The organism is Achromobacter sp. Root565 (assembly GCF_001427425.1).
Classification (GTDB): domain Bacteria; phylum Pseudomonadota; class Gammaproteobacteria; order Burkholderiales; family Burkholderiaceae_B; genus Achromobacter; species Achromobacter spanius_D.
In genome coordinates, this window is sequence record NZ_LMGO01000001.1 from 124,921 (window position 1) to 142,962 (window position 18,042).

An 18,042-nucleotide genomic window follows, 5' to 3' on the forward strand; every position below is an offset into this window, starting at 1 on the left:
AGGAGATTGCCATGGCGCAGTTCACCGTCAATCCGCAGCGCTTCGACCCCTACAAGAACTTCAAATTCCGGGTGAAGTGGGATGGCCGCTACGTGGCCGGCGTCAGCAAGGTGTCGGCGCTCAAGCGCAGCACCGAAGTGGTCGAACACCGCGAAGGCGGCGACCCATCCAGCGGGCGCAAATCTCCCGGCCGCAGCAAGTTCGAAGCGGTGACGCTGGAGCGCGGCGTCACGCACGACCGCGAGTTCGAGCAGTGGGCCAACAAGGTGTGGAACTTTGGATCGGGCCTGGGCAGCGAAGTGTCGCTCAAGAATTTTCGCAAGGACCTCATCATCGAGGTCTACAACGAAGCCGGACAGCTCGTTCTGGCCTACAAGGTGTTCCGCTGCTGGGTGTCGGAATACCAGGCGATCCCCGATCTGGACGCGAACGCCAACGCCGTCGCGATCCAGACCATCAAGCTGGAAAACGAAGGATGGGAACGCGACTACGAAGTCGCCGAGCCATCCGAACCGAGTTTCGTCGAGCCGGCCTGATGGAGCGTCGCAATGACCGCCCTGATCGAATCGCAGATTCTGGCGCTGTGGGAGTCAGGTCGTGACTGCCACCCGATAGACCGCGGCCTGCGCGCGCTTGCCGTGGCGATGCCTGACGTGGATGCCGCGTCACGGCCGGTCGGATGGCGGACCCTGGCGTTGCTGCGCCTGCGGCAAGCCACGTTCGGGCCGCGGCTGGCGGCGTGCGCTGATTGCCCGGCGTGCGGCGCAGCGATGGCGTTCGACCTGGACGTGGCCGCGCTGCTGGAGACGGTGTCCGCGCCGCCGGAGCGCGCATCGGCCGAACCCATGTTCGACGCGCACGGCGCCGCCTGGCGTCTGCCCAGCAGCCGCGACCAGGTGCAGGCCGCGATGGCCGCCGACAGCGACGCGGCGCTTGCGCTGCTGCTGCGCGCGTGCCGGGTTGGCGCACCGCCCGACGCCCGCCTGCCGCAGGGCGCGGCGCTGGAGGACATCGAAGCGCGCATGGAAGCGCTGGACCCCGCCGCCAACATCGAACTGTCGCTGCGCTGCGCGGACTGCGCCCATGCGTGGACAGTGGCGCTGGACGCCGACGCCTGCGTGTGGGACGACATCAGCCTGTGTGCGCGCGGTCTGCTACGGGACGTGCATCGTCTGGCGCGCGCCTACGGCTGGACCGAGCCGCAGGTGCTGGCGCTGGGGCCCGAGCGGCGCGCCGCGTATCTGGAACTGGCCGACAGCGAGGCGCTGCCATGAGCGGCTTCCTGCGCCAGCTTGCTAGCCGCAGCGTGGGCACGGCGCCGCGCCTGCGTAGCGCACCGTCGCCGCGGGCGGTGGAGGTTCTTGGGGCCGGTCTGCGTGATGCCTGGCGGGGCGATGCGCGGGACGCGGCGGCCGCTGCGGAAGCGTTTGACCGAACCGCCCGCAACGACGCGGAATCCGGTGGCGCGCGCTCGTTGCAGACGCCGTCGCGCGCGCCGTGGTCTGCCGGGCTTGGATACGCTGAATGGAATGCGCAAGCGGCCGGTGCGAATGGACGCGGCGCTGCGGACGTCGCCAGCGTGCATGTTGTGCATGCCAGCGTGACGCCGCCGCTATCCGAAGCAGACCGGCTAACGCGCAGCGCGGAGCAGGCCGAGCGAGTCGCGCTTTCGCCGGAGCGCCACCTGCGCGCGCTTGGCCCCATCGAGGCCGACAACGACGCCGCCGAAGCTCAGCACACCCGCCCGGCAGCCGTGTCGCCAATCACACGGCCCTTGCCGGCGGCGGCACGCGGCGCGCATGACGTCACGGCCCTCGCCCGCCCGGCTACCGCGCCCGTCTCGGCCTTCGCCGCCGATGCACGTGTCCTCCCCGCACGCAATGCACGAAGCGCCCCCGCCGATGCCGCCTCCACCACCAATCGCCTCGCACAGCCGCCCTCCCCGCCCGACGTCCACATCACCATCGACCGCCTGGAAGTCGCCCCCCCGCCCCAGCGCGCGGTCCCGGCCGCCCCGCGCTCCTGCGCGCTGTCGCTGCGCGCCTACCTGACCGCCAGACGCACGGGGCTGCCATGAGCAACGCGCTGGCGATCGCGGCGGTGACCGCCGTCATCAAGGACCTGCTCGACTCGGGCATGATCGACCACGCCGTCACGGACGCGCTGGGCGCGGGCGTCAAGGTGTCCGCGCTGGCGCCCGACGCGGTGTCGCTGGACAACCAGGAAGACCCGCAACTGAACCTGTTCCTGCATCAGGTCACGCCCAACGCCGCGTGGCGCAACGCCGCGCTGCCGTCGCGCGATCCGGCAGGCGAGCGCATCGCCAATCCGCCGCTGGCCCTGGACCTGCACTATCTGCTGACCGCGTATGGCCGCGCCGAACTGCAAGCGGAAGTGCTGCTTGGCTATGCGCTGCAACTGCTGCACGAATCCGCCGTGCTGCCGCGCGAGGCCGTGCGCCGCGCGCTGGATCCGGACGTGGTCGATGGCGCCATCCTGCCCACCGTGTACCAAAGCCTGCGCAGCGCGGACCTGGCCAGCCAGATCGAGCTGTTGAAGATCACGCCGTCAGCGCTGGGCGCCGAAGAGATGTCGCGCCTGTGGTCCGCGCTGCAGGCGCACTACCGGCCAACCGCCGCGTTTCAAGTGTCGGTGGTGCTGATCGAATCCCGGCGGCCCGCACGCGGCGCGCTGCCCGTGCTGACACGCGGGGAAGCCATCCCCGGCACGCCGCGCGACCGGGGCGTGCTGGTGTTCCCGGGCCTCACGCCGCCGCTGCCCACGCTGTTGTCCGTGCAACCAGCCGGCAAGCAGCCGGTTGCCGTGCCGGGCGGCGCCGTGACGTTGCTGGGCCATCATCTGGACGGCCTGGCGCGCGCCGTGACGCTGCGCCATACGACGCTGGACGCCGAACGCACCATTGCCGTCGAGGCGGGTACGGACGCCTGGGTGCGGCTGACGATGCCCGCGGACCTGCCGGTCGGCATGTACCGCGTGCATGCCACGATGCAGGCCACCGATACCGGCCTGCGGCGCGACAGCAATCAGTTGGCCCTGGTGCTGGCGCCCGAGCCCGTGCTGCCGCCGGCAGCCGCGACGCGCAACGCGGGCACGGTGCGCTTCACGCTGGGGATCGCACCGCCCCTCCTGCCCGGCCAGACGGCCAGCCTGCTGCTGGGCGACCGGGAGCTGCCCGCTGAACCCGCCGCCGCGCCCGCCAGCGCGCTCATCTTCGAATGGCGCGACGCGCCGCCCGCCGGCACGCGCTTTCTGGCGCGGCTGCGGGTGGACGGCATCGAAAGCCCGCTGGTGGACCGCGAAGCGGTCCCCGTCCGATATCTAGACCGCCAGATCGAGCTGCCATGAACGCGCGCGCGCCCACCGACTGGATCGAAGCCAACCAGCAATTGATGGCCGCCGAGTTCGCGCGGCTGCGCACACGGCTGCGCAAGCCCGGCAGCCGGCCGCCGCGCCACGGCGCGCAGCAGCTTGCGCAGGCGCGCGCCGCGCTGGACGGCGACTCGGCCATCGACCAGTTGACGGCCACCTTCGGCCTGTCGGCGTTCGAGCGCGACCTGCTGCTGCTGTGCGCCGGCATCGAGATGGACGCAGTGCTGGCCGACCTCTGCGCCCACGCGAACGGACGGACCGGAAACCAGCGCCATGCCAGCTTTGCGCTGGCCCTGGCCGAGCTGGAAGGCGCGCATTGGAGCGCCCTGTCGCCGCAGCGTCCGCTGCGCCGCTGGCGCCTGCTGGACGTGGACGACACGGCGGATCTGAGCACCGCGCGGCTGCGCATCGACGAACGCGTGCTGCATTACCTGGCCGGCCTGAACGAACCTGACGCGCGTCTGCGCCCGCTGTTGCGGCCGGCGCTGCCCCTGCCGCACGCCGCGTCCGCGCACGAGGCGGCGGCGCAGCAGATCGCCGCGCAGGTCGCCGACGCGCAGGGCACGCCGCTGCCGGTGTTCGTGCTGGAAGGCGACGACCCCGGCGCGCAGGAAGACGTGGCGGCGCGCGCCGCGCATGCCGCGGGCCTCGCGTGTCTGACGCTGCAGGCCGAAGACGTCCCGGCGGACGCCGCCGAACGCAATGCGATCCTGACGCTCTGGCAGCGCGAGGCCGTGCTGCTGGGCGCCGCCCTGTACGTCGACGCCTCGGAGGGACTGACGCCGGCGGCGCGGCATCTGGTGGAACAGGCCGGCGGATTGTGCCTCGTGGGCGTGCGCGAGCCCGTCACGCTGCGCGTGGCCTCGCGTCCGTGCGCGGTGTCCCGGCCGCAAGAGGCCGACCGCAGAACCCTGTGGCGGCAGGCCTTGGGCCCGCAGGCAGCCGCGCGCGTGGGCGATGCCGTGGACCAGGCGGCCAGCCAGTTCGGCCTGGACTCGCGAACCTTGCAGCGCACCGCCGCCGCGCTGGCGCCGGCGTTGCAGGAGACCGGCGCCGATCCGGCCGCCTTACTGTGGCAGGGCTGCGCGCAGGCCAGCCGCCGCAAGCTGGACGGCTTGGCGCAGCGCCTGACACCGGCGGCAGGCTGGGACGACCTGGTGCTCCCCGAGCCGCAGCGCGCGGTGCTGCGCCAGATCGCGGCCCATCTGCGCCAGCGCTATCGCGTCCACCAGGATTGGGGCTTTGCGGCTGCGCAGTCGCGGGGCCTGGGCCTTGCCACCCTGTTCACCGGCGAAAGCGGCACGGGCAAGACCATGGCCGCCGAGGCCCTGGCCCGCGAGACCGGGCTGGACCTGTACCGCATCGATCTATCCGCCGTGGTCAGCAAGTACATCGGCGAGACCGAAAAGAATCTGCGGCGCCTGTTCGAGGCCGCGGAAGACGGCGGCGCGATCCTGCTGTTCGACGAGGCGGACGCGCTCTTCGGCAAGCGTTCGGAGGTCAAGGACAGCCACGACCGCTACGCCAACATCGAAATCAGCTACCTGCTGCAACGCATGGAGTCGTACCGGGGCCTCGCGGTGCTGACCACCAATCTGAAGTCCAACCTGGACAGCGCCTTCCTGCGACGGCTGCGCTTTGTCGTGCAGTTTCCGTTTCCTGACCTGGACCAGCGCGCGCGGATCTGGCGCGGCGTGTTCCCGGCCGCCACGCCGACTCGCGATCTCGATCCGCGCCAACTGGCGCGCCTGAACCTGACGGGCGGCAGCATCCGCAACGTCGCGCTGAACGCGGCCTTCCTGGCCGCCGATGCCGGCTCCGAAGTCACCATGGCTCACGTGCTGCAAGCCGCGCACGCCGAAGCCGCCAAACGGGAACGGCCGCTGGCCGACGCCGAAACGAGAGGATGGCCATGAAATCCGCAATTCACCTGCATATCCGCGCGCTCAGCCTGCCGAGCCATGACGCGGCTCAACGCAACGCGTTCGTTGCCGCCCTGGTCCACGAGCTGGTCCGGCGCGCGGCGCTGAACGGCGGCGCGGTCACCGATGCCAATGTGGAGCAGGTGCGCACCGTGGCGGACGGCGCGCAACCGGCGCAAACCGGCACGCAGGCGGGCCGCGCCATCGCCGACACGTTTCATCTGAAGCATTGAGCCGTGCCATGAGAACGTCTTTGTTCACGCCCCGGCCCGACACATCGCCGCCGCGCTCGCGCCTGGTGATGCGGCGATGCGCCTGCGGTTGCGGCGGCAAGTCGAAGTGCGCCTCGTTGGCTGCCGGCCGTGCAAGGACGGCCGTGCCCGAGCAGGTCGAAGACGTGCTGCGCAGCGCGGGCCAGCCGCTGGCCACCGCCGACCGGATGGAATTCGAGCGGCGCTACGGCCACGATTTCGGGCGCGTGCGCATCCACGCCGATGCGCGGGCGGCGGATTCGGCGCGCGCGCTGGATGCGCAGGCCTACACCGTCGGCCCGCATGTGGCCTTTGGCGCCGGCCGCTACGCGCCGGGCACACGCCAGGGCCGCGACCTGCTGGCGCACGAACTGGCGCACGTCGTGCAGCAGCAGGGGCGCTACCGCCCCGGGCTGCCGCTGGAACTGGGCCCGTCGCACTCGCCGCTGGAAGCGGAAGCCGACCGCGCCGCGCGCAGCCTGTCACGGCCCAATGCGGCGCCGGGCATGGCGCAGACCGTGCAGCGCGCCGGCATGGGAGACCTGCGCGTGGCCGAAGCCGAAGCGCGCAAATGTCCCACCACGCACACCATGCCGGATGACGTGTATGCCGCGGTCAACGAGGCCTGGTCCAAGTCCGGCCACGGCGGCGACACCGTGCAGGAGCACGGCGGGCGCATCGTGTCCGACAAGGACGGCAAGCGCGTCATCCGCACCGGCTCGGGCGGCGGCGGCAGCATCAGCCTGCCCGCCGAGAAAAAGGGCGACTACACCCTCGGCACGTATCACACGCATCCGTACAGCAGTTCCGAAGGGTCCAAGCTGGGCGTCGCATTCTCCGGCGCCGACGTGGCCAACTTCATGGCCGGCAGCCAGGGCTGGGTGAAGTACATCGGCGCCGGCAGTTGCAACTACGCGCTGAACATGCAGGACTACGAGGCCGTGTACGACTGCCGCAAGCGCAGCGTCGATTTCAAGACACGCTGGAACGACGCGTTTGCCGCGGCCACCGGCACGTTCCAGGCCAAGGTCGAGACCGCGGTGCGAGCCTCGGTCGACGGCTGCGGCATCTGCTTTTATCGGGCCTGCCGGCCGGATGAGGCCAGCGCCGTGCCCAAGAACATGAACCTGATCTAGGAGCCGCCATGGAAGACTGGATTGGCAAGACCGTGGGCGAGGTGCTGGATCTGTGCCAGACGCGCTACGCCGACGTCACGATGGTCGACGAACCGCCGGGCAAGCTGCGCGCCGTCGAACTGGACTGCGTGGCGCGGGTGCCGGTGTCACGCTTCGTGCTGGAATTCGACTACCGCCCCGACCTCTTCAGCGCGGCGCGCCACTGGCCGGAAGCGCTGGTGGGCGCGCAGCGCATCACCGCCGTGCGCAACGCCGCGGAACCGCAGGCCTACCCATGAGCGGACCGCTTTCGCCCCGCCTGCTGCGCGGCGGCATCATCCTGATCGATCCCGCCAGCGGGGCGGTGCAGCGCGTGATTTCGCTGCAATACAACCCCGAGACGCTCACGCGATCGCTTCAGCCGCAGAGCGTGGACGACGGCGGCGCGGCGGGCGAGCCGTTGCGCCTGAAAGGGCCGCCCGCGGAAACGATCCGGTTGGACGCCGAACTGGACGCCACCGATCAGCTCGAATTTCCCGACGACCATCCGCAGGCGCGCGACACCGGCATCCACGCGCAGCTGGCCGCGCTGGAAACAATTGTCTATCCGGACAGCGCTGCCCTCATTCGCAACAACCAGATTGCCAACCTGGGAACGCTGGAGATCGCGCCCACGGTCGCGCCGCTGAGCCTGTTCGTGTGGAGCCGCGAACGCGTGGTGCCGGTGCGCGTGACTGATTTCTCGATTACCGAAGAGGCCTTCGACGCGCGGCTCAATCCCATCCGCGCGAAGGTGTCGCTGGGCTTGCGCGTGCTGCACGTGGGCGATCTGGGCTTTGGCGACAAGGGTGGCCATCTGTACCTGGTGTATCAGCAGCGCAAGGAACGGCTGGCTGCGCTGGCCGGTCTTGGCGACCTGGGTTCCGTCGGACTGGAGTCCCTGCCATGAGCGTGCAGCGTTTTCCCGCCAACAGCCGGTACCACGACGTCCCCACGGCGGAAATGCCCGGGCCGGACGGCCGGCCGCTCGTCTACCTGCGCCGCCGCTTTCTGCCGGACCCGGCGGCGCTTACCGCGGTGGGCGAGGTCGCGGTGGCCCCGGGCGACCGGCTGGACCGGCTGGCGGCCGCCGCGCTGGGCGATCCGCTGCAGTTCTGGCGCCTGGCGGACGGCAATGACGCACCGCGTCCGGCAGCGCTGGAAGTGCCCGGGCGCAGCCTGCGCGTGACGCTTCCCGCCGCGTTGGGTGCTGCATTCGGCGCTCCATTCGGGGGCAGCGATGCTTAGCGGCGTACACCTGACGCTGCTTGTCGGCCCCGGCCTGCCGGTGCCCGCGCCCCGTCCCATCATGGACGGCCTGGAGCGCGTCGAGGTGTCGTCGTCCGCGGACGGCCCGGGCGGATTTCAGCTCACGTTCTCCGTCAGCAACCGTTCGCCGCTGCATACGCTGCTGGTGATCACCGGCGGCCAGGTGCCGTGGCTGCGCGTCATCCTGATCGCCACGCTGAATGGGCTGCCCACCGTGCTGATGGACGGGCTGGTCACGCGCCAGGAGATCACGGACGGCAACGCGCCCGGCCAATCGCGCCTGACCGTCACCGGCGAAGACCTGACCGTGGCGATGGACAAGCAGGACATGAGCGGCCTGCCCTACCCCGCCATGCCGCCGCCCGCGCGCGTCGCTGCGATCATCGGCCGCTACGCGCTGTACGGCATGCTGCCGCTGATCGTGCCGTCGCCCTTCACGGACGTGCCGATTCCGGTGGAACGCATTCCGCTGCACGAAGGCACGGACCTGGCGTACGTGCGCCAGCTTGCGCGGGAAGTGGGCCACGTGTTCTACATCGAGCCCGGTCCGCTGCCCGGCGCCAACGTGGCGTACTGGGGACCGGAGATCCGGCTGGGACCGGTGCAGCCCGCGCTCAACCTGGGCATGGACGTGCACAGCAATGTCGAGTCGCTGTCGTTCGCGGTGAACCAGTCGGATGCCGCGCTGCCGGTCATCTTTATCCAGAATCCGCTGACCAAGTTTCCGATTCCGCTGCCCGTCCCCGACGTCAGCCTGACCAGTCCGCCGCTGGGCCTGCTGCCGCCGCTGGCCAAGGGGCTGACGCTGCTCAAGGACACCGCCAAACTGTCGCCGGCCGCCGCGCTGGGCCGCGGCCTGGCCATGGCCGCCGGCACCACCGCCGACGCGGTGACCGCCGACGGATCGCTCAACGTGCTGCGCTACGGCCACGTGCTCAAGTCGCGCCAGCTGGTGGGCGTGCGCGGCGCGGGGCTCGCGTTCGATGGCCTGTACTACGTCAAGCGCGTCGACAGCTCGCTCAAGGCGGGCGAATTCCGGCAGCAATTTTCGCTGGCCCGCAACGGCCTGATCTCGACCCTGCCCCTGGTGCCCCCATGACAGAACCCCAACGCCACTACGGCAAATTCCGCGGTGTGGTGATCAACAACGTCGATCCCATGCAGATGGGCCGCATCCAGGTGCAGGTGCCCGACGTGCTGGGCCTGGGCGTCTCAAGCTGGGCGATGCCCTGCGTGCCGTTCGCCGGTCAGCAGAGCGGCGTGTTCGTCGTGCCGCAGGTCAGTTCGGGCGTGTGGGTGGAGTTTGAACAGGGCAAGCCCGACTACCCGATCTGGGTCGGCGGATTCTGGGGATCGGCCGCCGAAGTCCCCGCGTTGGCGCTGGCCGGCCTGCCTGTGTCGCCCAGCATCGTGCTGCAGACCGGCGGGCAGAACACGCTGATGATTTCCGATCTGCCGGGCCCCACTGGCGGCATCCTGCTCAAGACCAAGACGGGCGCGATGATCTCGATCAGCGATGTGGGCATCACGCTGTCCAACGGCCAGGGTGCGACGGTGATGCTTGCCGGCCCGGCCGTCAACATCAACCAGGGCGCCCTGACGGTGACCTGAGGAGGCTAAGAGCATGCCCGGACCCCTGCTGCATCTCGGCGCCACCGTGCAGTGTTCGCACGGCGGCCAGGCCATTCCGACGTCGCCCAATCCGCGTGTGCTGCTGTCGGGCCAGCCGGCCGTGACCATCCTGTCGACGTATTCCATCGCCGGCTGCACGTTTCCGCCGCCACCGTCGGGCAACGGCCCCTGCATCACCGGCATGTGGCTCGCCGGCGCGACGCGCGTGCTGATCGGCGGGCTGCCGGCCGCGCTGCAGGCGGGCTCGTCGATCTGCATGCCCACCGGCACGCCGATGCTGGCGCTGCAGGCGCAGGCGCGCGTCGTGGGCATCTAAGGACGAAGCGCCATGGCCATCCTGCGCTTTCCGTTCGAACCCGACGCGCGCGGCCGCAGCCGCAACGCCGACGACGCCACGCACGTGCGCGACATGATCGAGCAGGTGCTGTTCACCGTGCCGGGCGAGCGCGTCAACCGGCCGGACTTCGGCTGCGGGCTGCTGCAACTGGTGTTCGCGCCCAACAGCGACACCCTGGCCGCCGCCGTGCAGATGAGCGTGCAGGGCGCGTTGCAGCAGTGGCTGGGCGAGCGCATCGCGGTGGAATCCGTCAACGTCGCGCACCGCGATGCGACCCTGCAGGTCGACGTGCAGTACGTGCTGCGCCAGGGCCAGCAACGGCGGCTGGCGCGCTTTACGCGGGATCTGCCATGAACCGCCAGTTCCGCAGCGCCAACCCGCGCCGGCTGCAACTGCTGCGCGCCCAGCAGCCGCCCGGCGACAACGGCATTGCCTTCGTGGAGATCGACGCGGCCGACCAGCGCACGGTGCGCGTGGTGTGCGCGCATCCGGTGTCCGGCATCGGTCGCGCCCACGTGCGTATCGAAGGCGGCGCGCGCATCCGCGGCATCGCGCTGGCCGCGGACCCGGTGCTGTCGGGCAACGAGATCCGGCTGACCGTGGACAAGGCCGGCGACTTCTCTTGGTACACGCTCGCCCTCGTCAACCCGGCCGATCCCGATGCGCCGGCGCCGGGCTTTGACCTGTGCCTGTCCACCATCGAGATCAACTTCAAGGCGGGCTGCCCGTCGGAATTCGACTGCGCCGATGCGCACACGTGCGATGCGCCCGCGCAGCCAGAGCCGCTGCTCGATTACCTGGCCAAGGATTACGAGAGCTTCCGGCGGCTGATGCTGGACCGCCTGTCGCAGAGCATGCCCGACTTCACCGAGCGCAATCCCGCCGATTTCACCGTGGCGCTCGTGGAAACGCTGGCCTACGTGGCCGACCATCTTTCCTATGCGCAGGACGCCGCCGCCACCGAGGCCTATCTGGACACCGCGCGCCGCCGGACCTCGCTGCGGCGCCATGCGCGTCTCCTGGACTACCCATTGCATGACGGCTGCAACGCGCGCGTGTTCGTCGCCGTTGAAGCGAATGCGCAGGGCGACGGCAAGGTCATACCGGCAGGCACGCCGCTTTTGACCAGCGCGCCCGAAGCCGCGCTTGCCGCGCCCGTGCGCCGCCGCGACGCGCTGGACGGGCTGCCCGCGGCCGGCATCGAAGTGTTCGAGACGCTGCACGACCTGACGCTGCACGCCGCACACAGCCGCATATTTCTGCATGACTTCGCCGATCCCGCCTACTGCCTGCCGCGCGGCCAGACGCAGGCGGCGCTGATGAACGATCCGCCGCTGGCGCTTGCCCCCGGCGACGTGCTGGTGTTCGAGGAAACGATCGACCCGTTGACGGGCCGCAAGGCCGACGCGGACCGCACGCATCGCGTGGCCGTGCGCCTGACCGAAACCCGCGCCGGCCGCGACGACCTGACCGGCACCGACCTCCTGCTGATCGCCTGGCATCCGGACGACGCGCTGCCGTTTCCGCTGTGCGTCAGCCGCGAATTCGACGACGGCGGCGCGCTGGTCAAGCGGGCGGTATCCGTGGCGCGCGGCAACGTTGTCCTGGCCGACCACGGCATGCAGCGCGACTGGACGCCGTTGCAACCGGACACCGCGACCGCGCGCGACGCGCCCGCCTCGCGGCCCTACCGCCCCCGCCTGCCTGACCCGGGCCTGGCCTGCGCCGAACCCTACCGGCATGACCTCGCCGTGTCCGCCCTGCTGCCCGCCGGCGCGGCGCTGGCGCAGGACCCGCGCCGCGCGCTGCCCAGCGGCATGTCGCTGCAGGCGGACGACGCCAATCAGCCCGGCGACGTGCCCGCCCCCGCCAGCCCGGCGTGGTCGCCTCAGCGCAGCCTGCTGGCCAGCGCCCGTGACGCGCGCGAGTTCGTCGTCGAAACGGAGACCGACGGTGCGGCGTGGCTGCGGTTTGGCGACAACCGCTACGGCGCCACCCCCGTTGCGGGCGAACGCCTGCTGGCGCGCTACCGGCTGGGCGGCGGCTCGGAGGGCAACGTGGGTGCCGAGGCCATCGGCGCGCTCGTCACCGACGATGCGGACCTGATGCTGGGCGTGGCGCGCGTGCGCAATCCGCTCCCCGCGCAGGGCGGCGCGGCGCCGGAACCGGCCGACGCCATCAAGCTCAACGCGCCCGAGGCCTTCCGCGTGCAAGAGCGCGCGGTCACGGCCGACGACTACGCGCGCCTCGCGGAGCGCCATCCGCAAGTGCAGCGCGCGGCGGCCCGGCTGCGTTGGACGGGCAGTTGGCACACCGTGTTCCTGACCGTGGACCGGCGTGGCGGGCTCGCGGTGGACGCGCCCTTCCGCGCCACGCTGCGCGCCTTCATGGAGCGCTTCCGGCTGGCCGGGCAGGACCTGGAATTCTCCGATCCCGTGCACGTGCCGCTCGACATCCTGGTGCGCGTCTGCGCGGCGCCGGGCCACTTTGCCGCGGACGTCAAAGCGGCGCTGCGCGATGCCTTCACCGCGGGCTTTGACCGCGCGGGCCGGCCGGGCTTCTTTCATCCCGACCGCTACACCTTCGGCACGCCGCTGGCGCTGTCGGCGCTGATGCGCGCCGTCATGGCGGTGCCGGGCGTGGCATCTGCGCGGGCCGAACGCTTCCAGCGCTGGGGCCGCGACCCCGCGGGCGAGCTGGACACGGGCCGCCTGCTGGCCGCGCCACTGGAGGTGCTGCGCGCCGACGGCGACCCGAACTTTCCCGAGAACGGCCGCATCGACTTCATCGTGGAGGGCGGATCATGACAACCCCCGCCGATTGCGGCTGCTGCGCCGGCCAGCCTGCGCTGACGCCATCAGACCTGGACAACCCGCCGGGCCAGCCCGCCTTGCGCCTGCGCATCGGCACGCATGGCCGCTTTCTTGCCAGCCTGACGGCGGACCTGGCGCGATCGCCGGCGCTGGCCGCGCTGACCACACGCGACCGCGACGACCCCGTCATCGCCCTGTTCGACGCGTGGGCCGCGGTGCTGGACGTGCTGGCGTTCTATCAGGAGCGCATCGGCAACGAGGGCTATCTGCGGACCGCGACCGAGCGCCGCTCGGTGCAGTCGCTGGCGCGGGCCATTGGCTATGAACTGCGGCCCGGTGTGGCGGCAACGACGTGGCTCGCGTTCTCGCTGGAAACCGCGCCGGGCGCGCCGTTGCGCGCGCGGGTCGAGCCCTGGACGCGCGCGCAAAGCGTGCCCGCGCAGGACGAACGCGCGCAGACATTCGAGACCCTGCAGGCGGTCGAGGCGCGCGCCGCCTGGAACGCGCTGGAACTGGCGTGGCTCGAACCGGCGGCGCCGCGCTTCGGCGCGCGCACACTATGCCTGGCCGGCGCCGCCACGCGCCTGAAGGCCGGCGACGCCGTGGTGATCGTCGGCGACGAACGCGCGCGCGACCCGGGCAACGAAAACTGGGACTTCCGCCGCCTGACGCAGGTTCGCGAGTACGTGCCGGGCCCCGGCGAAGACGGAGCGCCCGCGTACACGCTGATCTCGCTGGAGCGCGGCTTGGGCAGCGCGGCCCCGCACGTGCAGCCCGCCCGCCGCAATCCTCGCTGCTACGCGCTGCGCGCGCAATCGCGGCTGTTCGGCTACAACGCGCCCGACTGGCGTGCCATGCCCGCCACCCTGCGCGCGGCCTATCTGGGCATGGCCGACGACGCAAAACCGTCCTTCGGCCAGTTCCCGCAATGGCCGGGCTACACGCTGGCCGAGATCTCCGATCCGCCGGGCGCAAGCGGCGCGGGGTCGGGACTGTACGGCGAGTATTACCGCGGCCGCAGCTTCAGCGAACGGGTAATGACGCGCACCGATCCGCAGCTGGATTTCCGGTGGGCCGCGGGCGGCCCCGGCGATGGCATGCCGGCGGACAACTTCTGCGTGCGCTGGACCGGATGGGTGCGCGCGCCGGGCAGCGGCAGCTACACCTTCCACGTCACGGCCGACGACGGCGTGCGACTGTGGGTGGACGGCAACCTGCTCATCGACCAGTGGCGCGAGCAATCGCCCACCGAATACAGCGCCAGCGTCCGGCTCACGGCGGGACGCAAGCACGACATCCGCATCGACTACTACGAAGCCAGCGGCGACGCCACCCTTGCGCTCGCATGGTCCGGGCCCGGCCTGGCGCGCCAGACGATACCCGCGGCCAGCCTGTTCCCCGGCGACGTGCACGGCGTGCATCTGGATGCCGTCTATCCGAAATGGGTGGCCGGCGGCTGGGCCGTGCTGTCCATGCCGGGGTATGAAGAGCTTTACCGCATTGCCGACGCCGGGCCCGACGCCCGGACGGGCTTTGCGCTTGCCGGACCGACCACCCGCCTGACCTTGCGGGGGGAACGCCTGCGCGAACAGTTCAACGACGCCGTGCGCGAGACCACCGCCTATGGCGAATCCGACGCGCTGGATTGGGGCGTGCGCCCCGCGTCCGGCCTGACGCAGGGCCATGCGCTGGTGCTGGCCTCGTACGAGCCCGACCTGCCGCACGAGCGCGTGCTGGCGGTGTCGGGGCTGATCCTGGACGAGAGCGACGCCGCCAACACCGCGCCGCGCGAGCGGCTGTTGCGCGGCGACGCGCTGGCCAGCGTGCGCGTGGCGCGCGACCGCGCCAGCGCGGATCTGGAATTCGAGGACGGTGCGCGCGCCACCGTCACGCTTTCTGACGCCAGCGACATCGTGCGCATCCAGCGCAACGACAGCGCCGGCGGCCGCACGTCGCTGCTCTTGGACGCCGATCTGGCGCACGCCTATCTGCCCGCCACGGTACGCATCAACGCCAACGTCGCGCCGGCCAGCCACGGCGACAGCCGGCAGATGCGCATCCAGCCCGAGGTGCTGGGCAGCGGCGCCGGCAACCGGGCCTTCCAGCGCTTCACGCTGCAGCAAAAGCCGCTGACGTTCGTGCCCGCGCCCACGGCGAGCGGCGCGGCGAGCAGCCTGGAGGTTCGCGTGGATGGCCTGCTGTGGACCGAGGCGCCGCGCATCACGGAACTGGCGCCGGACGATCGCGCCTATCTGCTGCGGCTGGACGACAGCGGCGGCGCCACCGTGCAGTTCGGCGACGGCCTGCACGGCGCGCGCCTGCCATCCGGCTCCGGCAACGTGGAGGCGCGCTATCGCGTCGGCCTGGGCCGCGAAGGAAACGTCGCGCCCGGCCAGTTGAGCGTGCTGCTCACGCGAGCGCCCGGCGTCAAGGCGGTCGTCAATCCGGCGCCCGCGACCGGCGGCGTGGATCCCGAAGCCGGCGACGCCGCCCGCCGCAATGCGCCGCTGCGCGTGCGCACGCTGGACCGCATCGTCTCGCTGCGCGACTTCGAGGATTTTGCCGCCGCGTTCACAGGCATCGGCAAGTCGCAGGCGGTGTGGCTGTGGGATGGGGAACAACGGCTCGTGCATCTGACCGTCGCCGGCGAGGATGGCGCCGCGCTGGACCCCGCCGGCGCGCTGTACCGCAACCTGCTCGCCGCCATCGACGGGGCGCGGCCGCCCTATCAGCCGCTGCGCGTGGCGCCGTGCCGCTACTTGGATTTCGGCCTGCGGGCCGGTCTGGGCATCGATCCCCGCTACGAGACGCCCAAGGTATTGCAGGCGGCAGGCGCCCGCGTGCTGGAGGCCTTTGGCTTTGCCGCGCGCGCATTCGGCCAGCCGGTGCACGGCGCGGAAGTGCTGTCCGTGCTGCAAGGCGTGCCGGGCGTGCAGTGGGTGGACCTGGATTCGCTGGTGCTCGATGGAGGACTGGATGCGGGGCTGAGCGCGGGGCCAGGTTCGGCGTTGTCCCGTTTCACCGCGCGGCGCAGCAACGGGCCCGACGCCACGCTGCCCGCCCGCACCGCGCGGTGGCAGCAAGACAGCCTGCAACCGGCCGAACTGCTGCGCCCGAACCCGGCTGGCATCCTGTTATCGGAGCGCACATGAACACCCGCCTGGATGCCGATGCGCTGATGGCCTTGCTGCCGGCCTTCTACCGCGAGCGCGACGCGGCGGCCGGCGGCCCGCTGCGCGCGCTGCTCGACGTGCTGGCGCGCCAGGGCGCGCTGGTGGACGCCGACGTGGACCGGCTCTACGACAACTGGTTCATCGAAACTTGCGACGACTGGGTGGTGCCGTACCTGGGCGATCTGCTCGGCGTGCGCGCGCTGTACCCCGTAGGCACCGCCTTCTCGCCTCGCGCGCTGGTGGCCAATACGCTGCGGCTGCGCCGCCGCAAGGGCACCGCGCTGGTGCTGGAAGAATTGGCGGCCGACGCCACGGGCTGGCGCAGCCGCGTGTCCGAGTGCTTCGAGCGCGTCGCCACCACGCAGCACGTCAACCACCCGCGCCCGCACGCGCTGCGCACACCGGACCTGCGCGATTCCCGGGCGATGGAGCGGGTCGATGGCCCCTTCGGCGCCGAGCTGCACACGGCCGACGTGCGCGCGCTGCCTGCGGGGCGCTACAACCTGCCCAACGTCGCGCTCTTTCTGTGGCGGCTGCAGTCGTACACCGTGCAGCGCGGCAACGCCGCCCCCGCCACGACGCGCGACGGCTTCTATACCATCGACCCTTTGGGCCGCGACCAGCCCCTGTTCAACCGGCCCCGCACCGAGACCGACATCGACCATCTGGCCGAGCCGGTCAACGTGCCCGAACCGCTGTCCTGGCGCGATCTGCATGCCGAACTGCAAGCGCGCCGCCAGGCCCTGACCGACGGCGACGCGCCGCCGCAAGGATGGTTTGCCGCGGGCGGCGGCGGCCCAGTTGTGCAGGTGTGGCTGGACGGACAGGCCGTGCCGCCCGAGCATCTGGTCCTCTGCAACCTGGCGCCCATTCCCGGCGTCGCCCCCGAGGACTGGCGCCGGCCCGACGCCTCCCTGCTGGTCAAGGCGCGCAAGCCCGGGCGCCCGGACCGCAGCTTTCCCGCTGCGGGCGGCGTGCTGGTGGGACTGGACCCGCGCCGCGGACGCCTTGCGCTGCCCGCCGGCGTCACGGCGCAATCGGTGCAGGTGCGTTATGCGTATGGCTTTCCCGGCGACATCGGCGCGGGCCCGTACGACCGCAGCGTGCCGGCTGGCGACGATGCAGACGCGGCATCCGAAGACGCCTTTGACATCGAACTGCGCGTGCCCTCGGCGGCAACGCCCACGCTGGCAACGGCGCTGGCCGCCGTGCAGGCGGGCCAGCGGATGCGCATCGTGATCGACCACGATGGCTCCGAAGACATCGCCCCGGATCTGGTGCTGCCCGACACGCATCTGTCGATCGAGGCAGCCCCGCTGCGCCGGCCCGTGCTGCGGGGGGATTGGCGGCTGCGCGGCAATGCCAGCACGCGCGTGCGACTTGACGGGCTGCTGGTGGACGGGCGCCTGCGGCTGGAAGGCGCGTTGCGTGCCGTGGCGCTGCGCCACTGCACGCTGGCGCCCGCGCGCGGCGGCGTGCGACACAGCGGCGCGGCACCTGAACTGGAGCTGAGCCTTACTCGCTGTCTCTGCGGGCCGGTGCGCTGCGCCACGCCGCTCGCCTCGGTCGAACTCGACGCGTGCCTGATCGACGCGCAAGGCAGCGCCGCGGCTGCCGTCGACGTGGACGACAGCGCCTTGCGCGTCCTGGCCTGCACACTGTTTGGGCGCGTGGCGGCCGGACGGCTCGACGCGTCCAACACGCTGTTCGGCGGGCCGCTCGCCATCAACCGTCGCCAGGAAGGGTGCGTGCGCTATTGCCACGTGCCCATGCCGTCAGTCACGCCGCGGCGCTACCGCTGCCAGCCGGACCTGGCCATGCAGGACCTGGGCGCCGCCGCCGCAAGACGCGCGGCGGCGCGCGTGGCCCCGTCGTTCACGTCCACGCAGTTCGGGTCGCCCGCGTACGGCCAACTGGCGCGCGGCTGCGCGCTTGAGATCCGCGAAGGCGCGGACAACGGCGCCGAAATGGGCGCCTGGAATTTCCTGCTGCAAGCCCAGCGCGAAGCCAATCTGCGGCAAGCGCTGGAAGAGTATCTGCGCTTCGGACTCGAAGCGGGATTGATCCCCGTGAACTGAGCCCCCTGTCTTCGGGAACAACA

At 71.4% G+C, this 18,042-nt stretch carries 17 protein-coding genes; all 17 read left to right on the forward strand.

Translation table 11 applies throughout. The features are described from left to right. Positions 1 to 11 precede the first annotated feature (11 nt). The 17 genes from ASD71_RS00585 to ASD71_RS00665 are packed head-to-tail and all read left to right on the forward strand — an operon-like array spanning position 12 to position 18,019. Entirely contained in the window at positions 12 to 536 is a 525-nt protein-coding gene (locus ASD71_RS00585; RefSeq protein WP_056566211.1) for a phage tail protein, read from the forward strand. A gap of 12 nt (positions 537 to 548) precedes the next feature. Continuing rightward, entirely contained in the window at positions 549 to 1,274 is a 726-nt protein-coding gene (locus ASD71_RS00590; RefSeq protein WP_056558487.1) for a hypothetical protein, read from the forward strand. After that, the gene (locus ASD71_RS00595) at positions 1,271 to 2,077 is read left to right on the forward strand and encodes a hypothetical protein (RefSeq protein ID WP_056558490.1); all 807 of its coding nucleotides are present in this window, start codon (positions 1,271 to 1,273) and stop codon (positions 2,075 to 2,077) included. The genes ASD71_RS00590 and ASD71_RS00595 overlap by 4 nt, the downstream gene beginning before the upstream one ends. Beyond that, positions 2,074 to 3,366 (forward strand): DUF4255 domain-containing protein, encoded by a 1,293-nt coding sequence (locus ASD71_RS00600; protein WP_056558493.1) that lies wholly within the window; start codon positions 2,074 to 2,076, stop codon positions 3,364 to 3,366. The genes ASD71_RS00595 and ASD71_RS00600 overlap by 4 nt, the downstream gene beginning before the upstream one ends. Then, complete coding sequence (locus ASD71_RS00605; protein WP_056558496.1) at positions 3,363 to 5,306, forward strand: ATP-binding protein; 1,944 nt, start codon at positions 3,363 to 3,365, stop codon at positions 5,304 to 5,306. The genes ASD71_RS00600 and ASD71_RS00605 overlap by 4 nt, the downstream gene beginning before the upstream one ends. After that, positions 5,303 to 5,545, forward strand: a complete 243-nt coding sequence (locus ASD71_RS00610) for a hypothetical protein (protein ID WP_156395049.1) — start codon at positions 5,303 to 5,305, stop codon at positions 5,543 to 5,545. Before ASD71_RS00605 ends, ASD71_RS00610 begins: the two co-directional genes overlap by 4 nt. Positions 5,546 to 5,553: 8 nt before the next feature. Further along, the gene (locus ASD71_RS00615; RefSeq protein ID WP_082578735.1) at positions 5,554 to 6,699 is read left to right on the forward strand and encodes a DUF4157 domain-containing protein; all 1,146 of its coding nucleotides are present in this window, start codon (positions 5,554 to 5,556) and stop codon (positions 6,697 to 6,699) included. An 8-nt stretch (positions 6,700 to 6,707) separates the two neighbouring features. After that, positions 6,708 to 6,977: a hypothetical protein gene (locus tag ASD71_RS00620; protein WP_056558503.1), complete on the forward strand. Its 270-nt coding sequence runs from the start codon at positions 6,708 to 6,710 to the stop codon at positions 6,975 to 6,977. Then, positions 6,974 to 7,627: a hypothetical protein gene (locus ASD71_RS00625; RefSeq protein WP_056558507.1), complete on the forward strand. Its 654-nt coding sequence runs from the start codon at positions 6,974 to 6,976 to the stop codon at positions 7,625 to 7,627. Before ASD71_RS00620 ends, ASD71_RS00625 begins: the two co-directional genes overlap by 4 nt. After that, positions 7,624 to 7,965: a hypothetical protein gene (locus tag ASD71_RS00630; protein WP_056558509.1), complete on the forward strand. Its 342-nt coding sequence runs from the start codon at positions 7,624 to 7,626 to the stop codon at positions 7,963 to 7,965. The genes ASD71_RS00625 and ASD71_RS00630 overlap by 4 nt, the downstream gene beginning before the upstream one ends. Then, a complete protein-coding gene (locus ASD71_RS00635; RefSeq protein ID WP_056558512.1) occupies positions 7,958 to 9,085 on the forward strand; it encodes a hypothetical protein in 1,128 nt (375 codons plus the stop codon). The genes ASD71_RS00630 and ASD71_RS00635 overlap by 8 nt, the downstream gene beginning before the upstream one ends. Further along, positions 9,082 to 9,597, forward strand: coding sequence for a phage baseplate assembly protein V (locus ASD71_RS00640; RefSeq protein WP_056558514.1), 516 nt, complete (start codon positions 9,082 to 9,084; stop codon positions 9,595 to 9,597). The genes ASD71_RS00635 and ASD71_RS00640 overlap by 4 nt, the downstream gene beginning before the upstream one ends. 13 nt (positions 9,598 to 9,610) lie before the next feature. Continuing rightward, positions 9,611 to 9,934: a hypothetical protein gene (locus ASD71_RS00645; RefSeq protein ID WP_056558517.1), complete on the forward strand. Its 324-nt coding sequence runs from the start codon at positions 9,611 to 9,613 to the stop codon at positions 9,932 to 9,934. 12 nt (positions 9,935 to 9,946) lie between these two features. Beyond that, a complete protein-coding gene (locus tag ASD71_RS00650) occupies positions 9,947 to 10,309 on the forward strand; it encodes a GPW/gp25 family protein (protein WP_056558520.1) in 363 nt (120 codons plus the stop codon). Next, positions 10,306 to 12,762: a hypothetical protein gene (locus ASD71_RS00655; protein ID WP_056558523.1), complete on the forward strand. Its 2,457-nt coding sequence runs from the start codon at positions 10,306 to 10,308 to the stop codon at positions 12,760 to 12,762. The genes ASD71_RS00650 and ASD71_RS00655 overlap by 4 nt, the downstream gene beginning before the upstream one ends. After that, positions 12,759 to 15,920, forward strand: coding sequence for a putative baseplate assembly protein (locus tag ASD71_RS00660; protein ID WP_056558525.1), 3,162 nt, complete (start codon positions 12,759 to 12,761; stop codon positions 15,918 to 15,920). Before ASD71_RS00655 ends, ASD71_RS00660 begins: the two co-directional genes overlap by 4 nt. Further along, entirely contained in the window at positions 15,917 to 18,019 is a 2,103-nt protein-coding gene (locus ASD71_RS00665; protein ID WP_056558528.1) for a phage tail protein, read from the forward strand. Before ASD71_RS00660 ends, ASD71_RS00665 begins: the two co-directional genes overlap by 4 nt. Positions 18,020 to 18,042 lie beyond the last annotated feature (23 nt).